The sequence below is a fragment of the Geomonas ferrireducens genome (genome assembly GCF_004917065.1).
Lineage (GTDB): Bacteria > Desulfobacterota > Desulfuromonadia > Geobacterales > Geobacteraceae > Geomonas > Geomonas ferrireducens.
In genome coordinates, this window is record NZ_SSYA01000003.1 from 962421 (window position 1) to 979923 (window position 17503).

At 59.3% G+C, this 17503-nt stretch carries 12 protein-coding genes and 1 tRNA gene; 6 read left to right on the forward strand and 7 right to left on the reverse strand.

Going from position 1 to position 17503, the window contains the following annotated elements; translation table 11 throughout:
* Positions 1 to 40 precede the first annotated feature (40 nt).
* Together E8L22_RS20075 and E8L22_RS20080 are read left to right on the forward strand one after the other, a co-directional pair.
* Positions 41 to 1174 (forward strand): Ig-like domain-containing protein, encoded by a 1134-nt coding sequence (locus E8L22_RS20075; protein WP_136526869.1) that lies wholly within the window; start codon positions 41 to 43, stop codon positions 1172 to 1174.
* Positions 1175 to 1204: 30 nt separating this feature from the next.
* Positions 1205 to 1927, forward strand: coding sequence for an Ig-like domain-containing protein (locus E8L22_RS20080; protein ID WP_136526870.1), 723 nt, complete (start codon positions 1205 to 1207; stop codon positions 1925 to 1927).
* Positions 1928 to 1959: 32 nt separating this feature from the next.
* Here E8L22_RS20080 and E8L22_RS20085 read toward each other — a convergent pair whose 3' ends face one another.
* Positions 1960 to 2685: a Crp/Fnr family transcriptional regulator gene (locus E8L22_RS20085; RefSeq protein WP_136526871.1), complete on the reverse strand. Its 726-nt coding sequence runs from the start codon at positions 2683 to 2685 to the stop codon at positions 1960 to 1962.
* Positions 2686 to 2835: 150 nt separating this feature from the next.
* Here E8L22_RS20085 and E8L22_RS20090 point away from each other — a divergent pair, with 150 nt between their 5' ends.
* From E8L22_RS20090 to prsR, 3 genes are read left to right on the forward strand one after another with little or no spacing between them, the layout of a single operon-like run.
* The gene (locus E8L22_RS20090) at positions 2836 to 4122 is read left to right on the forward strand and encodes a nucleotide sugar dehydrogenase (RefSeq protein WP_136526872.1); all 1287 of its coding nucleotides are present in this window, start codon (positions 2836 to 2838) and stop codon (positions 4120 to 4122) included.
* A gap of 27 nt (positions 4123 to 4149) precedes the next feature.
* The gene (prsK, locus tag E8L22_RS20095; RefSeq protein ID WP_136526873.1) at positions 4150 to 6222 is read left to right on the forward strand and encodes an XrtA/PEP-CTERM system histidine kinase PrsK; all 2073 of its coding nucleotides are present in this window, start codon (positions 4150 to 4152) and stop codon (positions 6220 to 6222) included.
* 10 nt (positions 6223 to 6232) lie between these two features.
* Positions 6233 to 7591, forward strand: coding sequence for a PEP-CTERM-box response regulator transcription factor (gene prsR / locus E8L22_RS20100; protein WP_136526874.1), 1359 nt, complete (start codon positions 6233 to 6235; stop codon positions 7589 to 7591).
* 118 nt (positions 7592 to 7709) lie between these two features.
* On the opposite strand, the gene E8L22_RS20105 is transcribed toward prsR, so the two are convergent.
* On the reverse strand, positions 7710 to 10133 hold the full coding sequence (locus E8L22_RS20105) for a methyl-accepting chemotaxis protein (RefSeq protein ID WP_136526875.1): 2424 nt from the start codon (positions 10131 to 10133) through the stop codon (positions 7710 to 7712).
* 2337 nt (positions 10134 to 12470) lie between these two features.
* On the opposite strand from E8L22_RS20105, the gene E8L22_RS20110 reads away from it, so the two are divergent.
* On the forward strand, positions 12471 to 13694 hold the full coding sequence (locus tag E8L22_RS20110; RefSeq protein ID WP_136526876.1) for a serpin family protein: 1224 nt from the start codon (positions 12471 to 12473) through the stop codon (positions 13692 to 13694).
* Between the two features lie 18 nt (positions 13695 to 13712).
* Here the strand turns inward: E8L22_RS20110 and E8L22_RS20115 are convergent, their stop codons facing one another.
* From E8L22_RS20115 to E8L22_RS20135, 5 genes are all read right to left on the reverse strand, one after another.
* Positions 13713 to 14288: a dihydrofolate reductase family protein gene (locus E8L22_RS20115; protein ID WP_136526877.1), complete on the reverse strand. Its 576-nt coding sequence runs from the start codon at positions 14286 to 14288 to the stop codon at positions 13713 to 13715.
* 329 nt (positions 14289 to 14617) lie between these two features.
* A complete protein-coding gene (locus E8L22_RS20120) occupies positions 14618 to 15736 on the reverse strand; it encodes a TIGR03118 family protein (protein ID WP_136526878.1) in 1119 nt (372 codons plus the stop codon).
* A gap of 403 nt (positions 15737 to 16139) precedes the next feature.
* A tRNA-Cys gene (locus E8L22_RS20125) sits at positions 16140 to 16214 on the reverse strand.
* Between the two features lie 60 nt (positions 16215 to 16274).
* On the reverse strand, positions 16275 to 16865 hold the full coding sequence (pgsA, locus tag E8L22_RS20130; protein WP_136526879.1) for a CDP-diacylglycerol--glycerol-3-phosphate 3-phosphatidyltransferase: 591 nt from the start codon (positions 16863 to 16865) through the stop codon (positions 16275 to 16277).
* Between the two features lie 18 nt (positions 16866 to 16883).
* Positions 16884 to 17459: a transglycosylase SLT domain-containing protein gene (locus E8L22_RS20135; RefSeq protein WP_246044854.1), complete on the reverse strand. Its 576-nt coding sequence runs from the start codon at positions 17457 to 17459 to the stop codon at positions 16884 to 16886.
* Positions 17460 to 17503 lie beyond the last annotated feature (44 nt).

Consider the following 17503-nt stretch of genomic DNA (forward strand, 5'->3'; position numbering starts at 1 on the left):
GAAAAAGGCGTACGGCCGAGGCCTGTCATTGGGAGTGAGCATGCTATCAAATGGAAAAGCCAACACCTTTTCCGCCCTTTCCGCCTTGTTGTCTGTTGCAATTCTACTCATCGTCGCCCCCGCCACCTCTCTTGCCACTGATGTCTCGCTAGCCTGGGACCCAAGCCCCGACCCCGACCTCGCGGGTTACCGCATCTATTACCAGGCAAACTCCGTCGCCGTCCCGTTTCAGGGAACCGGCGCCTTCGAGGGTAACGCCCCTGTCGACGGAAGAAACAGCACCACTGCGACGATAAGCGGGCTGGATCCGGCTAACTCCTATTATTTCGCCGTAACCGCCTACAACTCCTCTGGTGCCGAGAGCGTCTACTCCAACATCGTCTCGGTGCCGGAGACGCTTCCCCCGACCGTCAGCATAACCTCGCCGGCCAATAACGATGCGGTCTCCGGGACGGTGTCTGTCACCGCTTCGGCCACCGACAACGCCGGTATCGCAAGGGTGCAGTTCCTGGTAAACGGGGTGCCGGTCTTCGAGACGGCCAAGGCCCCATACAGCTTCGCCTGGAACGTCGCCTCCCTGGCCAAGGGAAGCTACGACCTAGCCGCCAGGGCCGTCGATATCTCAGGCAACGAGGCGGTATCGAAAGCGGTCACCGTTTCGGTGCCGGGGGACGTGATCTCCCCCACGGTATCCCTTGTCACCCCGTCACCGGCCACTGCCGTTGGCGGTACGGTCTCCATCTCCGCCAGCGCAAAGGACGATGTCGGGGTCGCAAGGCTGGAGCTGTACCTCGACGGGACGTCGGTTTACAGCGGAGCCCAAAACTCGGTGAGCTTCGACTTCAACAGCACACTGGCTGCCAACGGCAGCCACATCGTGAGCGCCCGGGCCTACGATGCGGCCGGCAACATCGGCTCCGCTTCGGCCACCTTCTCGGTTTACAACGCCGTCAAGCTCACCGACCCGACCCCGCCGGCAACGGTCTCGGCACCCCTCACCATAGCGGACGCCCAGCTCGCGCTGCAGATCGCCTCGAGCCAGGTCGTCCCGGGGAGCGAGGAGCTTTTGCGCCTGGACCTTGCCCCCTACGTGAACGGCACCTCGCAGCCCAACGGCAGGATCGATACCGGCGATATCGTGGTGATCCTCTCTCTGCTCACGGGGAAGATCTAGATGGGGCACACTGGATTATGGAGGGAAACGATGCGGTTTTTTAAGCGGGCCCTGGTGGCCCTTATGGTGATGACTTTCGCTGCCTGCGGCGGCGGGGGAGGAGGGGGGAGTGAGGTAGGGGGAGCCGATTCCGGCGGTCCGGACCGCACCGCTCCCAGCGTGGCGCTCACCGCCCCGGTGGAGGGGACCGTGGTGCACGGGGTCACCCTCATCAAGGCCGCGGCCTCCGATGACGTGGGGGTTGCGCGGGTAGAGTTCTACCTGAACGGGGTGCTGCAGGGAAGCGCCACCAGCGCCCCATACTCCTTTTCCTGGGATCCGTCAGGAGTCGCTAAGGGTAGCTACAACTGGACTGCAAAGGCCTATGACGGCGCCGGCAACGTGCAGACCTCCACCGAGGTCGCGGTAACCGTGCCGATCTACGCGGCGATGAGCACCGTACTAAGCGGCAGTACGGCGGTAGGGACGGTGTTTCTTGCCGGGCTCCCGGCGGCGGCTCCTTACGGAGTGAACTTAGTGGTGACCATGCCGACGGGTGCGACTCTTGCCGGCGCCGACGCTTCCGGACCCTATGCGGCGAACGGTATTGCCGGCACCTCCGGCAGCAATGCCGTCATACTCGCAAGCAGCTCCCTTGCCTCGGGAGAGATCCTGAAGCTTTCCTTCACCAATGTTCCCGCCGGAGCGGTGGCGGGGGATTTCGCCGTCGCCGTGTCGGCGGTGTTTGACGGCGGGGGCACCCAAATCCAGTAAGGTTCGGGGCGGTTTAAGTGTGGCAGGAGGCGCTAGTGCCTCTTGTGGTTCTGTCTCGTGTCGAAGAAACTCTTGTTGAGCAGGATCGCCTTGCCGTCCAGGATGCTGATCGCCTGAGACTTCTCAAGGCTGCGCAAGACCCGGCTCATGGTCTCGCGGGTCACCGAGGCGTAGCTCGCCATCTGCTGGTGCGTCATCTTCACGTCGATGATCACACCGCGGTCGTCGCGCACGCCGTAAAGCTCCCCCAACCGGTCCAGGAGGGATAGCACCCGGTCTTGGGCGTTCTCGGCGTTGAAGCTCAGGACCTTGATCATCTCCCACGATTCGCGCAGCCGGCTGCACAGAAGCTCGATGATCTTTTTGCGGATCTCCTCGTTGCGCAAAAGGTACTCTTCAAAATCCGTCCTGTGCAAAAGCCCGATCACCGAGTCCTCGTGCGCGATAATGGTCGCCGGCGAGGTCTTGTTGTCCAGAAGCGACATCTCCCCGAAGAAGTCGTTTTTCTTGTGGATGGTGATGATCTGCTCTTTTCCCTCGTCGTTCATCTTCACTACGCGCACCTTCCCGGAATAAATCAGGTACATGTAGTTCGATGTATCCTCCTCGTAGAGCACTATCTGTTCCTTTTCGTAGTTCTTTTTCCTGAACAGTTTTTCGACCTGTTCCACCTGTTCCGGGGTGAGGGAGGAGAAGAATGGGATGTTGCTGATAACGCAGGATTCCTGCTTCTGTCTTTGTGACGCCGGTCCTGTCATTTTTACCGCCTCCTGCTTGCAATTTACCCCAGTCTATCAGTGATTTATCACAAACAATTAGCACTTGTCAATTTGTGCCTGAGGCTGTATAGGTATAGCTGTGTTCAGTGCGGCTCTGTGAGTGCCGCTATTCTTTACCAGGAGGATCTCTTGACGGCAGAACGTATTATTTCGGTGGTGGGGTTGGGCTACGTCGGCCTGCCCGTCGCAGTGGCTTTCGGAAAGTGCCGTACCACCATAGGTTTCGATATAAACCGCAACAGGATCATGGAACTGCGCGAGGGACGCGATCACACCGGCGAGGTGGAGGGCGCGGACCTGGCCGAAGCCGACATACTCTTCACCGACCGCGTCGAAGACCTGAAAAAGGCGGACTTCCACATCGTCGCGGTCCCCACCCCCATCGACCAGGCCAACCAGCCTGACCTCACCCTCATGTATCGCGCCAGTGAAACGGTAGGTAGTGCCCTCAAAAAGGGTGACATCGTGGTCTACGAGTCGACGGTGTACCCCGGCGTAACTGAGGAGGAGTGCCTCCCGATCCTCGAGCGGGTCTCAGGGCTCAGGGGAGGGGTGGACTTCAAGGTCGGCTACAGCCCGGAGCGGATCAACCCGGGGGACCGGGAACACACCTTCACCAAGATCAAGAAGGTTGTCTCCGGGCAGGACGCCGAGACCCTGGAGGTGGTGGCGCAGGTGTACGGCTCCGTGGTGACTGCCGGCGTCTTTCGCGCCTCCTCGATCAAGGTGGCCGAGGCGGCGAAGGTGATCGAGAACACGCAGCGCGACCTGAACATCGCCCTCATGAACGAGCTTGCCCTCATCTTCGACCGGATGGGGATCGACACGGGGGATGTGCTTGCCGCCGCCGGGAGCAAGTGGAACTTCCTGAACTTCCGCCCCGGTCTCGTCGGGGGGCACTGCATCGGGGTGGACCCCTACTACCTGACCCACAAGGCGGAGAAGAACGGCTACATCCCGCAGGTCATCCTCGCCGGGCGGCGCATCAACGACGGCATGGGGAAATTCGTGGCGCAGCGCGCGGTGAAGGAAATCATCAGGGCGGGGCACCAAGTGCTGGGCTCCTGCGTCACCGTGCTCGGCCTCACCTTCAAGGAGAACTGCCCGGATCTCAGGAACTCCAAGGTTATCGATATCGTGAAGGAGTTTGAAGACTACGGCGTAGAGGTCCAGGTGTGCGACCCGATGGCGGACCCCGAAGAGGCGCATCACGAATACGGCGTCAGGATCATGCCGATGTCGAAGCTAAAGCCTGCGGTAGCTGTGGTGGTCGCTGTGGCCCACCGCGAGTACCAGGAAATGGGCCCCGCCGATTTCGCGCGGCTCATGGGGAGAAACCCGGTGCTCATCGACGTGAAGGGGCTCTTCGACAGGGGGCTTATGAACGGGGCCGGGATACGGGTCTGGAAGCTGTAACAGAGGTCGGCCGGCCGAGGGGATGCCATGGCGCTTTCGCTGATCGCGGTTTTGTTGCTGCTTGTTACCGTACTGCGCATCGTGCAGTTGGAGAAGCGAAGCGCCGTCCGCAGTTTCCTGGCTTTACCCGTCCTCGCCCTGGCGGTCCTTGAGCTTACCGACCTGCTTGCCCTCGAATCGTTTTGGCCCGCGAGGGACTGGAAAAGGACGGGGCTATTCGTGGAGGCGCTCCTGCCTCCCTTGTGGCTCCTTCTGAGTCTAACTTATGCGCGCGAGCTCCCGGAGCGGGGGCTCGCCGTCCGGACGCGGGTCCTCCTCGCCTGTGGCTGTCTGCTTCTGTTGGTGCCCGCTTTTCTCCCCGTCGCCTCCTTTTACTACGCCCCTGATTTCCCGGTGGAGCCGCTGCTTTTTCTGGCCGACGCGGGTTTCTACTTCTACATCGCCATCCTTGCGCTGCTCGTGATGGCGCTCATCAACTTCGAGTCCACCCTGGCGCACGCCTCGTCCGAGGCCCTGTGGCGCGTGAAGCTCGACATCGTTGCGCTCTTCGCGATGCTGTCCGTGCTCGTGTTCTACTACTCGAACGCGCTCTTGTACCGCTCCATCAACATGGAGCTCGTCCCGCTGCGCTCTTTTGTTTTTATCGTCGCCTCCATCATGATGCTCTACGCCCGTACCCACTGGCGCGGCAGCGCCCGGGTGAAGGTTTCCCAGGCGGTATTGCTGAAATCGGTCGTCATCTCGGTGATCGCGGTCTATCTCATCCTGCTGGGGCTTCTGGGGGAGGGAATGAGGTACTTCGGGCCGCTGTTCCCCCGGGTGCTCACCCTGGCCCTTTGCTTTGCAGGCGGCATCCTTTTGCTGCTGCTCCTTCTCTCCGAGCGCGCCAACCGCGAGTTCAAGGTCTTCCTGCACAAACATTTCTACCAGAGCAAGTACGACTACCGCTCGCAGTGGCTGGGGCTTACCCAGAGGCTCGCCACCTTCGACAGCGCCGACGAGCTGGTGCATCGGGTGCTCCAGGCCTACTGCGAGATCTTCGGCGTGCGCGGCGCGGCCCTGTACCAGCACCAGAAGGGGGTCGGGTGGTACTGTGTCGGCGGCCTTCTTGAGTTGGAGCCGATGACCGAGACCATCGAGGACGACAGCCCCATCCTCGCCTCGCTGCGCGAGAAACAGTGGGTTTTCAGCTCCTCCGATGCGAACCCCGAACTGACGGAGGCCGACCGCGCCATGCTTGCTCGCTACGGCATCTCCTTCGTGATCCCCCTTTCAGAAGGGGAGGCCCTTTCAGGCTTCATCGTGCTGGGTGCGCAGGTCGTCCCGGACGAGCAGTACCGCTACGAGGATTTCGACCTGATGAAGACCATCGCGCGTCAGGTCTCGGTCGCCATGCAGCACCAGCGTCTTTCCGAGCAGCTAACCCAGGCGAAGGCGATGGAGGCGGTCGGAAGCCTCGCAACCTTCGTGGCGCACGACCTTAAAAACCTCGCGGCCACCATTTCGCTAGTCCTGCAGAACGCGGGGGAGCACATAGACAACCCCGAATTCCAGAAGGACATGCTGAACAGCCTCGGCAACACCACCAGGAAAATGCAGGGCCTCATCGGCCGTCTGCGGAACCTCGGGGAAAGCGAGCTTTTGCAGAGGCGTCCCGTCGAGATCCTGTCCCTTGCCAGACGCTGCGCCGAGATGGTGCAGGGAAGGACGATAGATGTCACCGGGAGCTGCCAGATGGTCCTTGGCGATGCGGAGGAGTTGCAGAAGGTGCTTTTGAACCTCTTTTTGAACGCGGTGGAGGCCTCCGCGCCGGAGACCCCCATAACCGCCGAGGTAGGATGCAACGCCTCCCCCTTCATCAGGGTGACCGACCGCGGCTGCGGCATGTCGCCGCGCTTCATCAGAAATGATTTGTTCGTCCCATTCCGCACCTCGAAAAGGACCGGTTTGGGGATCGGGCTTTACCAGTCGCGGCAGATAGTCGCGGCGCACGGCGGCAGGATCGAGGTCGCAAGCGTCGAGGGGGAAGGGACGGTGTTCACCGTTCACCTCCCTGTCGCGCAGGCCGAACCGGCAAGAGGGTGCAGCGCCGCCGCATAGAGGAGGAGTAGTGAAAAAGCTTCTTATTGTCGACGACAACGAGGATATCAGGCAGCAGCTCAAGTGGGGGCTGAACCAGGAGTACCAGGTGCTGCTCGCCGGAGATGCGCACGAGGCGCTCTCCCTTTTCCGGAACGAACACCCGGCTGTCGTGATCCTCGACCTCGGGCTGCCGCCGTACCCGGACAGCTCGGTGGAGGGGTTTCGCTGCCTGGACGAGATGCTTGGGCTGAACCCGGTGACCAAGGTGATCATGCTCACGGGAAACAACGAGCGTGAGAACGCGCTGAAGGCGATGCGCATGGGGGCCTTCGACTTCTACGCGAAGCCCCCAGTGCTCACCGAACTCAAGGTGATGATCGGACGCGCCTTCCATATCGCCACCCTGGAGGAACAAAACAGCTCCATCACATCCAACGCCGAGCCGGAGGACCAGTGGGGGATGGTCGGGCGATGCGCCGAGATGCAGGCGGTCTACACCACCATCAGGAAGGTTGCCCCCTCAAACGCACCGATCCTCATCACCGGCGAGAGCGGCACCGGCAAGGAGCTGGTCGCCGCGGCCATCCACGAGGCGAGCCAGCGCCGCAAGGGGCCGCTCGTGGCGATCAACTGCGGCGCCATTCCCGAAAACCTCCTCGAGAGTGAGCTCTTCGGGCATGAGAAGGGGGCCTTCACCGGTGCCCACACCGCGGTGCGCGGTAAGCTGCAGTTCGCGCACAAGGGAACCCTGTTCCTCGACGAGATCGGAGAATTGCCGGTGAACCTGCAGGTGAAGCTACTGCGCTTTCTTCAGGAGGGGTTGATCCAGCGTGTCGGGGGGAGGGAGGAGATCCCGGTCGACGCCCGCACCACCTGCGCGACCAACATCGACATCCAGAAGGCGATCGAGGAGGGGCGCTTCCGCGAGGACCTCTACTACCGGATCGGGGTGGTCACCATCAAGCTTCCCCCCTTGAGGGAGCGCGGTGACGACGTGCTGCTGCTTGCCGACAACTTCCTGCGTCTTTACTGCAAGGAGAACAAGAAGAAGGTGCGCCTCTCTCCGGCCGCGATAGCCTTTTTGAAGCGGCACGATTGGCCGGGCAACGTGCGCGAGCTGAAGAACCGGATCCAGCGTGCCGTCATCATGTGTGACGGTTCCAGCATCGGCCCTCTCGATCTTGGCTGCGACTTCGAGCCGCCCCCGGTGCCGGTTCCCGCGAACGACGGGCTTTCGCTTCGCGAGGCGCGCGAGAGGATGGAGCGCGAGATGATCCTGAACGCCATCGAGCGCCAGTCCGGGAACATCCTGAAGGCTGCCGAAGAGCTGGGCGTTAGCCGCCCGACCCTCTACGACCTGATGAAGAAACTCTCCATCCATCAATGAAAATTTAAGCGCTCTACGTGAGGGCATGAGGTAGGGTGGCAGGCGGTAAAGGCTGCGTGAGCAAGAGAAAAGGCCGCCTCACCTTTGAAAGGGGAGGCGGCCTTCCTTTTTCTGCGTCTTAGAAGCGCTCGAAGTCGCCGTGGTCGAGGTTGATGGCTACCCCTTTGTCGACCGCGGCCTGTCTGGCGCGCGCCCTGGTGTCTTTCTTGGCGCTCGTCCCGGAGTATGTGAGGGAGGCGGCTTCGCGCGCCCTCGTCCCCACCTCCCTCCGGCCGGCCGGGGCCTCGGCGCTGTCCACGTGGAAGAAGGAGATGGTTTCCTGCAGCTGGGCCGCCTGAGAGGAGAGCTCTTCGGCGGTGGATGACATCTCTTCCGCCACCGTGGCATTCTTCTGGATCACCTGGTCCAGCACCTGAATCGCCTGGTTGATCTGCTGTGCACCGCCGTCCTGCTCCTTGCTTGCCGCGCTGATCTCCTGGACCAGCTCCGCGGTCCTCTGGATGTTGGGCAGTATTTCCCCCAGAAGGGCCTCCGCCTTCTCCGCGATCTCCACGCTCGAGGTGGAGAGTGTCGATATCTCGCCGGCAGCCTTCTGGCTGCGCTCGGCGAGCTTTCTCACCTCGGCCGCCACCACCGCGAACCCCTTGCCGTGCTCACCTGCACGCGCCGCCTCGATGGCCGCGTTCAGCGCGAGCATGTTGGTCTGGCGTGCGATCTCCTCGACGATGGAGATCTTCCCGGCGATCTCCTTCATGGCGGCTAAGGTCTCTGCGACGGCCTTCCCTCCCTCCTGCGCGTCAGCGGCCGATTTCACCGCGATTCTCTCGGTTTGCATCGCGTTGTCGGCGGTCTGCCTGATGTTGGCGCTCATTTCTTCCATGGAGCTCGATGCCTGCTCGGCCGAGGCCGCCTGCTCCGTTGCCCCCTGCGAGGTGTTCTCCGCGTTTTCGGCGAGTTCCTTGCTCCCGAGACTCACATTGTCCGCCGCCTGTTTCACGTCCAGTACCACGTCGGAGAGCTTGCGCACCATCGCCGCTAGGTCCTTGAGCAACTCATCCTTCTCCGAGCGCGGCGTCACTTCCACGGTCAGGTTCCCGTCGGCGATCTCCTTGGTGATGCCGATGACGCCGTCCATGGCCTGTTTAACGCTTTTTAGGCTGTCGTTGATCCTGGCGAAATCGGAGTGCGTCTCCTTCGTGTGCTGGTCCGGCTGCACGATGGCGAAATCGAGGTCAAGGTCCCCCTCCGAGAGGAGCCTGAGGTTGGAGGCCATCCGTTCGATCTCTACCTTGGTGTAGTCGCGGTTCCTTATGATCGCCGTCAGGTCCTGGACCACCTCGACGTAACCGATCTTCTCCCCCTTGCGGTTCAGCAGGTACGAGGTGTCCTGTTTGCAACCCGAGCCGCACCAGTCGAAGTAGCTCTCGCCTACTCCCCTTTGCAGCTGCTTGATGCCGCACCCCTCTGTGCTGCAGATGTTGGCCGCGGCGTTGCTGCAGGCTAGCCCGAGCGCGGTGACCCGGTCTCTGATGCGCCCCTCCTTGACCAGGAGCGCCTCGAAGGGTTTGTTCAGGAAGGTCCAGTTCATGTCGTTGTCGGTGACGTGGATGGGGAAGGGGACCGCATCGATGATCGCCTCGTACCAATCGTTCTTATCGACCACCACGTCGAGCGTCCGGTTCACCCCGTCCACGATGGCGCGAAACTCACCCTGGTGCCTGGAAGCGTCGGAGCGGGTCTGGAACTCACCGGCCAGCGCCGCGTTGACCAGCTTTTCCGTGTCCTCGATCATGGCGCCGACGGCGTCCTTCACCCTGGAGAGGCTCGCGTTGATCTTGACGAAGTTCTCGCGGGTTACGCCGGTATGCTGGTCCGCATCCGCCACCTGCAGGTCGAGGTCGAGATTCCCCAGCGCCAGCCTGGTCAGGTTCTCAGCCATGCGCTCCACCTCCGCATGGGTATAGTCGCGGTTTCTGATCATGGCGGTGAGGTCGGTCACCGTCTCTACGTATCCGATTCGCTCCCCCTTGCGGTTTATCACGTAGGCAGTGTCCTGCTTGCATTCCAACCCGCACCAGTCGAAGAAGCTCTCGTTCACCCCTTTGTGCAGTTGCTTTATGCCGCATCCCTCGTTGTTGCAGATGTTGGCCGCGGCGTTGCTACAGGCAAGTCCCACGGCGGTGTCACGGTCCTTGATGCGCCCCTCGCGGACCAGGAGCGTCTCGAACGGCTTGTTCATGAAGGTCCATTTCATGTCGTTATCGGTTACGTGCACCGGAAACGGCACCGCGTCGATGATGGCGCGGAACCAGTCGTTTTTCTCAACGAGCCGTTCGCGTTCCTCTTCCAACGCCTGCGTCCTCGCGCCGACGGCACGGGAGAGCCAGATGCCTAGCGCGAGGGTGGCTATAAAGGCCGCCACTGAGACACCCACTCCGATCCCTGTCGAGCCCCGCATCGCGACGAGACAACCAGCCATGCCGAGCAAAGCTGCGACGGCGAATCCGACCAATACCTTTGCCTTCAGTTTCAGTTCACCCATTTTTCTTCCTGTCCTCTTTTCGGGTTGTAGTGACGGCGCCAGAACCGGCGCCTGGATAATTCAGCAGTCAGGCACGACAGGCATGCGGCATCTAGGGAGCAGAAAAGGTAATTTCTGTGCTTTCACCGGACGCGATTCTTTACAGAATTGGTTGCTTCTTCGGAGGGGGGGCAATTTAATGTAGGAGAAAATGGTTGGTCATATCTAACGTGAGAAGGGGGGATACCGGGGTAGCTTACGATTTCCGTATAACAGGCTGATAGTGCGGATAAAAAAAGTATACAGAACGGTAAATGTATTGCATTTTTTTTGACTAATCCTGTGCCGACCGCATTCATCATCTCACCGGCCAATGGCCGGTCCAGTTTTCCCGTGTTTTATCTGGTGGGGGCGCGCTGCCGGTCGCGAGGTGGGGTGGCGGGCTTTCAGCGTGCCGTCGCAGAGGAAGAAAAAAAGGGCCGGCATCTTCTGCCGGCCCTTTTCGCGTTGAGACGTCTTTCACAGTCCCGGTGGGGCAGGGGGCGGGGTCCAAGCTGCCGGTGGTCTCGGTACTCCGGAGCCGAGCGGTCTGCTCTCACAAGCAGGACAGCTGACGGTACCGCTTCCGAAACAGGCGCTGCAGTCGGACTCCCAGATATCTAGCACCGCCACATAATACCTGTTCCCGGTGCCACCGCACTCGGGGCAGGTGACGGTCCTTTTGCCTTTGCAGTCGATACAGATTCCCATTATCTAACTCCTTCCGTGCCGTGGCACGTGTGACTCGTTGCGCAGGAGTAGTGCAGTATAAAGTATGAATGTGAGCTGTCAATTAAAATTAACAAATTTTTAATTTCATTTGAGTCGCCGCTCCAGCAAGGCGAAAGGTAGTGGCACATCGCACGATAGGTAGTGGCACATCGCACGATAGGTAGTGGCACATCGCACGATAGGTAGTGGCACATCGCACGATAGGTAGCGGCACATCGCGCGATAGGTAGTGGCACATCGCACGATAGGTAGCGGCACATCGCACGATAGGTAGTGGCACATCGCACGATAGGTGGTGGCACATCGCACGATAGGTAGCGGCACATCGCGCGATAGGTAGTGGCACATCGCACGATAGGTAGTGGCACATCGCACGATAAGTAGTGGCACATCGCACGATAGGTAGCGGCATATCGCACGATAGGTAGTGGCACATCGCACGATAGGTTGTGGCACATCGCACGATAGGTAGCGGCACATCGCGCGATAGGTAGTGGCACATCGCACGATAGGTAGTGGCACATCGCACGATAAGTAGTGGCACATCGCACGATAGGTAGCGGCATATCGCACGATAGGTAGCGGCACATCGCGCGATAGGTAGTGGCACATCGCACGATAGGTAGTGGCACATCGCACGATAGGTAGCGGCACATCGCACGATAGGTAGTGGCACATCGCACGATAGGTAGCGGCACATCGCGCGATAGGTAGTGGCACATCGCACGATAGGTAGTGGCACATCGCACGATAGGTAGTGGCACATCGCACGATAGGTAGCGGCACATCGCACGATAGGTAGTGGCACATCGCGCAATAGGTAGTGGCACATCGCGCAATAGGTCATGGCGCATCGCGCGATAGGTCATGGCACATCGCGCGATAGGTCATGGCACATCGTGCAATAGGTCATGGCACATCGCGCAATAGGTCGCGGCACCTCGCACGCTGTGGAGCTGCATTGAAGCTGAACGGCATGCTGCATCGCCCATAGGGGACCTCGGCTCGGGGCAGCGGTGATCTGCTTTGGGGAGAGTGGAGGTTACAAATTGCGCGAGCAGTGCGGCGGTGTGGCGTGTGATCTCCCCGCGGAGACTCTCCCTCTGCGCCTTGATGTGTACGACGCCGCGCAGGGGAACTGCGTGCAGGGCGCCGTTGTCCCACGTACCCTCAATGCGGGGGCTGTGCTTGGACCTTTCAGTAAAGGGAAGATCACTTGTATCTGGGAAGCAGGGGCCGGAGAACGTGGGGGGACATCGGTAAAAAGAAAGACCCCCCTGGGAGGTAGTTCAGGGGGGTCAGGTGAAGCAACAACGAGGTGATATTGTGAATACCACAGAGGATTTGGTTTGTAAAGATAGAATAATTAGTTTTTGTGAATTTTGAATAATACCAAAGGTGAGGCAGCTCGAATCGGACCATGGGACTGCTGACATACGCCATAATTTCTGCACCTTCGCAATACTTTCCGCTGTCTTATTTTTATAGAATTACATTGATTTAGGTTAATCGGGATGGTAGTCTGCCGGTCCAGTCAGGTCAAGGCGCCGGGAACGGTGCCTCTTAAAACGTTGGGCAGGGGGCATCATGACGGCTAAATCTTTTCGGCTCGCGGTTGCGGCGATTGTTGTCTTCTCACTTCTTGCATCTTCAGCCTTGGCTGGCGAGCAACAGGCAGCGGTCAGGCAACTTGCTAAGAACAACAATCTCTTCGCGCTTGACCTCTATGCAAAGCTCAAGAAGCAGCAAGGGAACCTGTTTTTTTCTCCCTACAGTGTCTCCAATGTCTTGGCCATGACGTATAGCGGAGCCAGAGGCGGTACTGCTGAAGAAATGGCCAGAACACTTCATTTCACTTCCGGCGCGGAGAAAACCGGTTCGGCCTTCTCGGGGCTGAACGCAAAACTGAACAAAATCCATGAGAAGGGAGACATCAAACTAATTGTTGCCAACTCCCTATGGCCTCAGAAGGACCATCGTTTTCTCCCGGAGTATCTGTCGGCGGTGAACAAAAACTACCATTCGGCCGTCGTTCCGGTGGACTACAGAAAGGCCTCCGAGAACGCGCACGGTCGCATCAACGCATGGGTTCAGGATAAGACCCAGGGAAAGATCCGGGACCTCATACCCAATCCGCTGCCACGAGATACTAATCTGGTCTTGGTCAACGCAGTTTACTTCAAAGGGAACTGGGCCAAGCCGTTTGAGAAGATGCGTACCTTGAAGGGGAACTTTACCCGACAGGATGGCTCGAAAAGTCATGCATCCATGATGCACCGAAGCGGGAATTTTGGTTATCACGAAACCAAGGACGTCAAGATCCTGGAGTTGCCTTATGTGGGCGACCAGTTGTCCATGGTGCTTATGCTGCCCAACGATGCCGCCGGATTCTCCCGCCTTGAAAGCAAGCTGACGGCCTCGAATCTTGAGTCCTGGATTTCCGGCATAGGGAATCGTTTCGTCGATGTCGAGCTGCCGAAATTCAAATTTTACTGGGGTACCCACGACCTTACAGAGCCGCTGCAATTCTTGGGGATGCGGAAACCTTTCGAGGGGCAAGCCGATTTTTCAGGGATGGATGGGAAGGGACCGTTCAAAATTGGAAATCTCCTGCACAAGGCATTCGTGGAGGTCAACGAGGAAGGCACCGAAGCGGCGGCGGCTACAGCCGCAGTTACAGTCTATGGGGCGCGCCCGAGGATCATGACGTTCAAAGCGGACCGCCCCTTTCTTTTTCTCATCCGGGAGAACTCAACCGGAAGCATCCTGTTCTTGGGAAGGGTGCTCGATCCGAGTTCTAGTCAAACCTGAAGCGTTCTACGCAGCAGCTCAAAGATTGCTTTCAAAAACTCGCTCCTTTGCGACCTGGTAACGAAGCTCAACCATTCCGGTACCCATCTGCTGAACTGACGTTAGGCTTAGCACCGGGCTCAGGATGCGCCGCGGAAGTAGCGGCTTCCCCTTGCCCAAGGTCACCGAGCCGACCTGAACGATGAGTTCATCAAGCAGTCCGGCGTCGTAGAACTGTCCAGCCAGGTCGCCGCCGCCAACGACCCAAACATTCTTCTCTTTCGCGGCTGCGCGTATCTCGCCGAACACATCTGCTACGTTCCCTCTGAAGAACCTGATGTCGGCTCCCTGGACCACGGGAAGGTTACGGCTGGTAAATATCCACGTTGGTTGCGTATATGGCCATGGGGAACCGGTCTCCGCAGCGACAGAGTCCGCATTTCGGAGGATCCACTCATAAGTGGAAGACCCCATGGCCAATGCGCCGACATCAGTGATGAACGTCGGGTAGCTGGACGCTTCCAGGCTTCCAAGCGGAAAGAGCCAGTCCAACGAATCCGTCTCAGTCGCAATGAAGCCATCAAGCGTTGATGCGACATAGTACTGCGTTTTCACGAATACAAATCTCCTATGCTATTTGCGTCTGCCAAGGGATCACTGAGGGGCAAATGATCTCTCTCAGGGGTTTTCCTCCGGATGGAAAACTAGCTACTACCTTGAGATCGCCCCCCGTCGCCTCGATCTAGTTTCGCACTTCCTCTTCCACTTTTTCCAGATGCTTGTCGTAGAGCCGGTAAACTCGATATCCCATGTCGTTTGGGGATATACCTTATAAGACATATATGAGCAATGTTTTTACTATCTAGTCACTGGGGCAGCGATGGCGGGGTAGGATGGGAAAAAAAGCCCCCGGAGGAGCTCCGGAGGCTGGTTACTGGCACCCATCAACGTGGGGTTATGGTGCCGAAGAGTCCGTCGCTTTCGTCGTTGAGTCCTGCGGCGAAAAACAGGGTAGTTGTCGGGCCGGCATTGCCGCCGTTGCCGAAACCGATACCCCAAAGCCCGTCAATGACGATCGGTACGTTGTCTGCGTCGCGCATCACTCCCATGAAAGCTCCTGTCGCGGGGTCGAAGGCGGTGATCTGGCCGCTGCCGAAATTCCCGACGAGGACCATGTTGCTGAACTTGCCGAAATTTGCCGGCGCCAGTGCCATACCCCAAGGGGAGTTGAACCAAGTTCCGCTTTGCAGACTCATTACGTAGCTCCCGTCCGGATTGAAAACCTCCACGAAACCGTGCCCTTGTCCGGGGACGTCATCCAGTAGCGTGTCCGAGTTCAAAAGCGCATAGCTTACGTAGAGTTTGCCTCCGATGGTGGCGACGTTGAAGGGGGAGTACCCTTCCGGAGGGGCGACGTGCGGCGCAGGTACTGTGAACGGCGTCCCCGGCAGGGTGACCGGAGTGAAGGTGGAGTCAAAGACGTCGATGGTCCCTGCACGGAAGTTGGCGGCGTAAAGGTAGTTGGCGGTGCCGGTGGTTGCTAGGGCCGCTCCCTTGTAGACCGCCCCCGTTCCCGTCGCAAAGGTCGGGTTGTCGACCTTCAGTGTCGCCGTAGTTCCTGTGTTCCAGGCCGAGATGGTACCGTCCTCGGTGACGAAGATGAACCGTGCCGCCGTCGCGTTCACTCCGGGTGTCACGTCAAAGCCGGAGTAGTTGTTGAAGACAACGCCGGTCGGAGTCGCGGTGGTGGCTGTGCCGGGAGCTGACGGCAGCGGAATGGTTACCGTGAGCGGCGTAGCGATCGGGAAAGGCTGACCCGACCCGTTGTAGACCGTTGAAAATCCCGTTCCGTTGTCGCTCACCCACCAACCGCTGGTGGACGAACGGACGATCCCCCAGGAGTTCACCAGGTTGGCGTCTGTGGTGGACGCAAGCCCTGGTATGTTGGACACGAGGTTGGTCTGGCGGTACGTTGTCGATGCATGCTTGTCATCGTCGCCGCAACCGGCCAGCGACATGGACATCAGCAAAGCCGCAACTGCAAATGGGAACGTTCTGCGCATGTGACGCCTCCTTTTCTCGTTGGTTAACTTCGCTTTTTTCTCTGCGCCCCGCCAGGTTCACCCCCTTACCGTACCAGCCTTGTTGGACATCTTTGTCGGAAGACAGGCAAATATATCAAAGATAAATTCAATAGCATTAATATCTGATGCGTCGTGGAAGGACAGATGGAACCTAGGAGCGGACAGCGTTGAGCCCGACAGGGCCAAACGGTGGCCTGATGTGGCGGAAAGGCGGGGAAGCGTTCCTGTTGCGGTGCTTTTGACCCAGATCCAGCTGTCTGAACTTTCAGGGATACTGCAACGGCATCTCTCGGAGATGGAACAGGAGGGGGATTTATTACGGCACGGACTACGGCATAAAGAAAAAGGGCCTACAGTGTGATCACTGTAGGCCCTTTCTATTTGGAGGCGGCAATCGGATTTGAACCGATGAATGAAGGATTTGCAGTCCTTTGCCTTACCACTTGGCCATGCCGCCTTGTGCATCGAAGGAACCCGTATATAACCCGATTCCCTTCCCTGTGTCAACGGGAAATTTTTATTTCACGATGACCCGAACGAATTTGTACAGGTAATCCACGCCGCTCCAGATGGTTATCACGGTCGCGATCCAGAGATAGAACATGCCGACGTTGTGCATGTTCACAACTAGCAGCGGATGATCGATACCGAAGAACCAGTGGTAGTCGTAGTGCAGCAAGAGACCGATGATGGCAACCAGTTGAAAGATGGTCTTGAACTTTCCGAGGTTGCTCGCGGCGATCACGATTCCCTCGGTGGATGCGATGCCGCGAAGCCCCGTGATAATCATCTCGCGCCCGAGGATCACGAGCACCATCCACGCGGGAACCCGGTCAAAGGGAAGGATCATGATGAGCGCGGCCATGACGATCAGCTTGTCGGCGATCGGGTCGAGGAACTTGCCGAACACGGTGACGATCTGCATCTTCCTGGCGAGGTAGCCGTCCAGCCAGTCGGTCACCGAGGCGGCGGCAAACAGGGCGGCGGCCCAGAAGCCGGTCTCCCGCTCGGGCGAAAGCAGCAGGACGCACAGAAGCGGAATGGCAGCGATGCGCACCATGGTGAGGATGTTCGGGAGGTTCATGATCTGTGCTGGGGTAGAGGGCATGCTGTGTCTGCCTTTGCGCTATCGGTAGCTGTTGCGGTAACTGAGTACCTTGGCCACGTAGGTCTGGGTCTCGGGATAGGGGGGGATGCCGCCGTATTTCGCCACGTTGTTGAGGCCGCAGTTGTAGGCGGCAACGGCCAGCGATTCGTTCCCCTTGAAGGTGTCCAGAAGGAACCTGAGATAGCGCACCCCACCGCGGATGTTGTCCTGGGGGTTGAAGGAGTCGGCCACCTTGAGCCCCTGGGCGGTCTTCGGCATGAGCTGCATCAGCCCCTGGGCTCCCTTGGAGGAGACCGCGGTCGGGTTGTAGCCGCTCTCGGCGTGGATTACCGCCTTGATGAGCGAGCTGTCTACGCCGTACTCGCGCGAGCAGGAGTTGATGATCGGCTCGAACTCGGCCGGGTTCCTTGCATAACCGGGGAGCTTGAACGCGGTCCGCAGCTTCTTGTCCTTCTTGATGTCCCGCATGAAGATCTTGAAGCGCTTGTCGGTCGGGGCGTCGGTAAAGTGGACGGTGCCGTCGGGAGCCTCGTACTTGTATATGTCGGCGCGGACCGGCGCCGAGAGGGTTAGCGACAGGGCTGCCGTCATCATGGCGGCTGTCACCGCGATTCGGTGTGACAAATGGAGCATGTGCT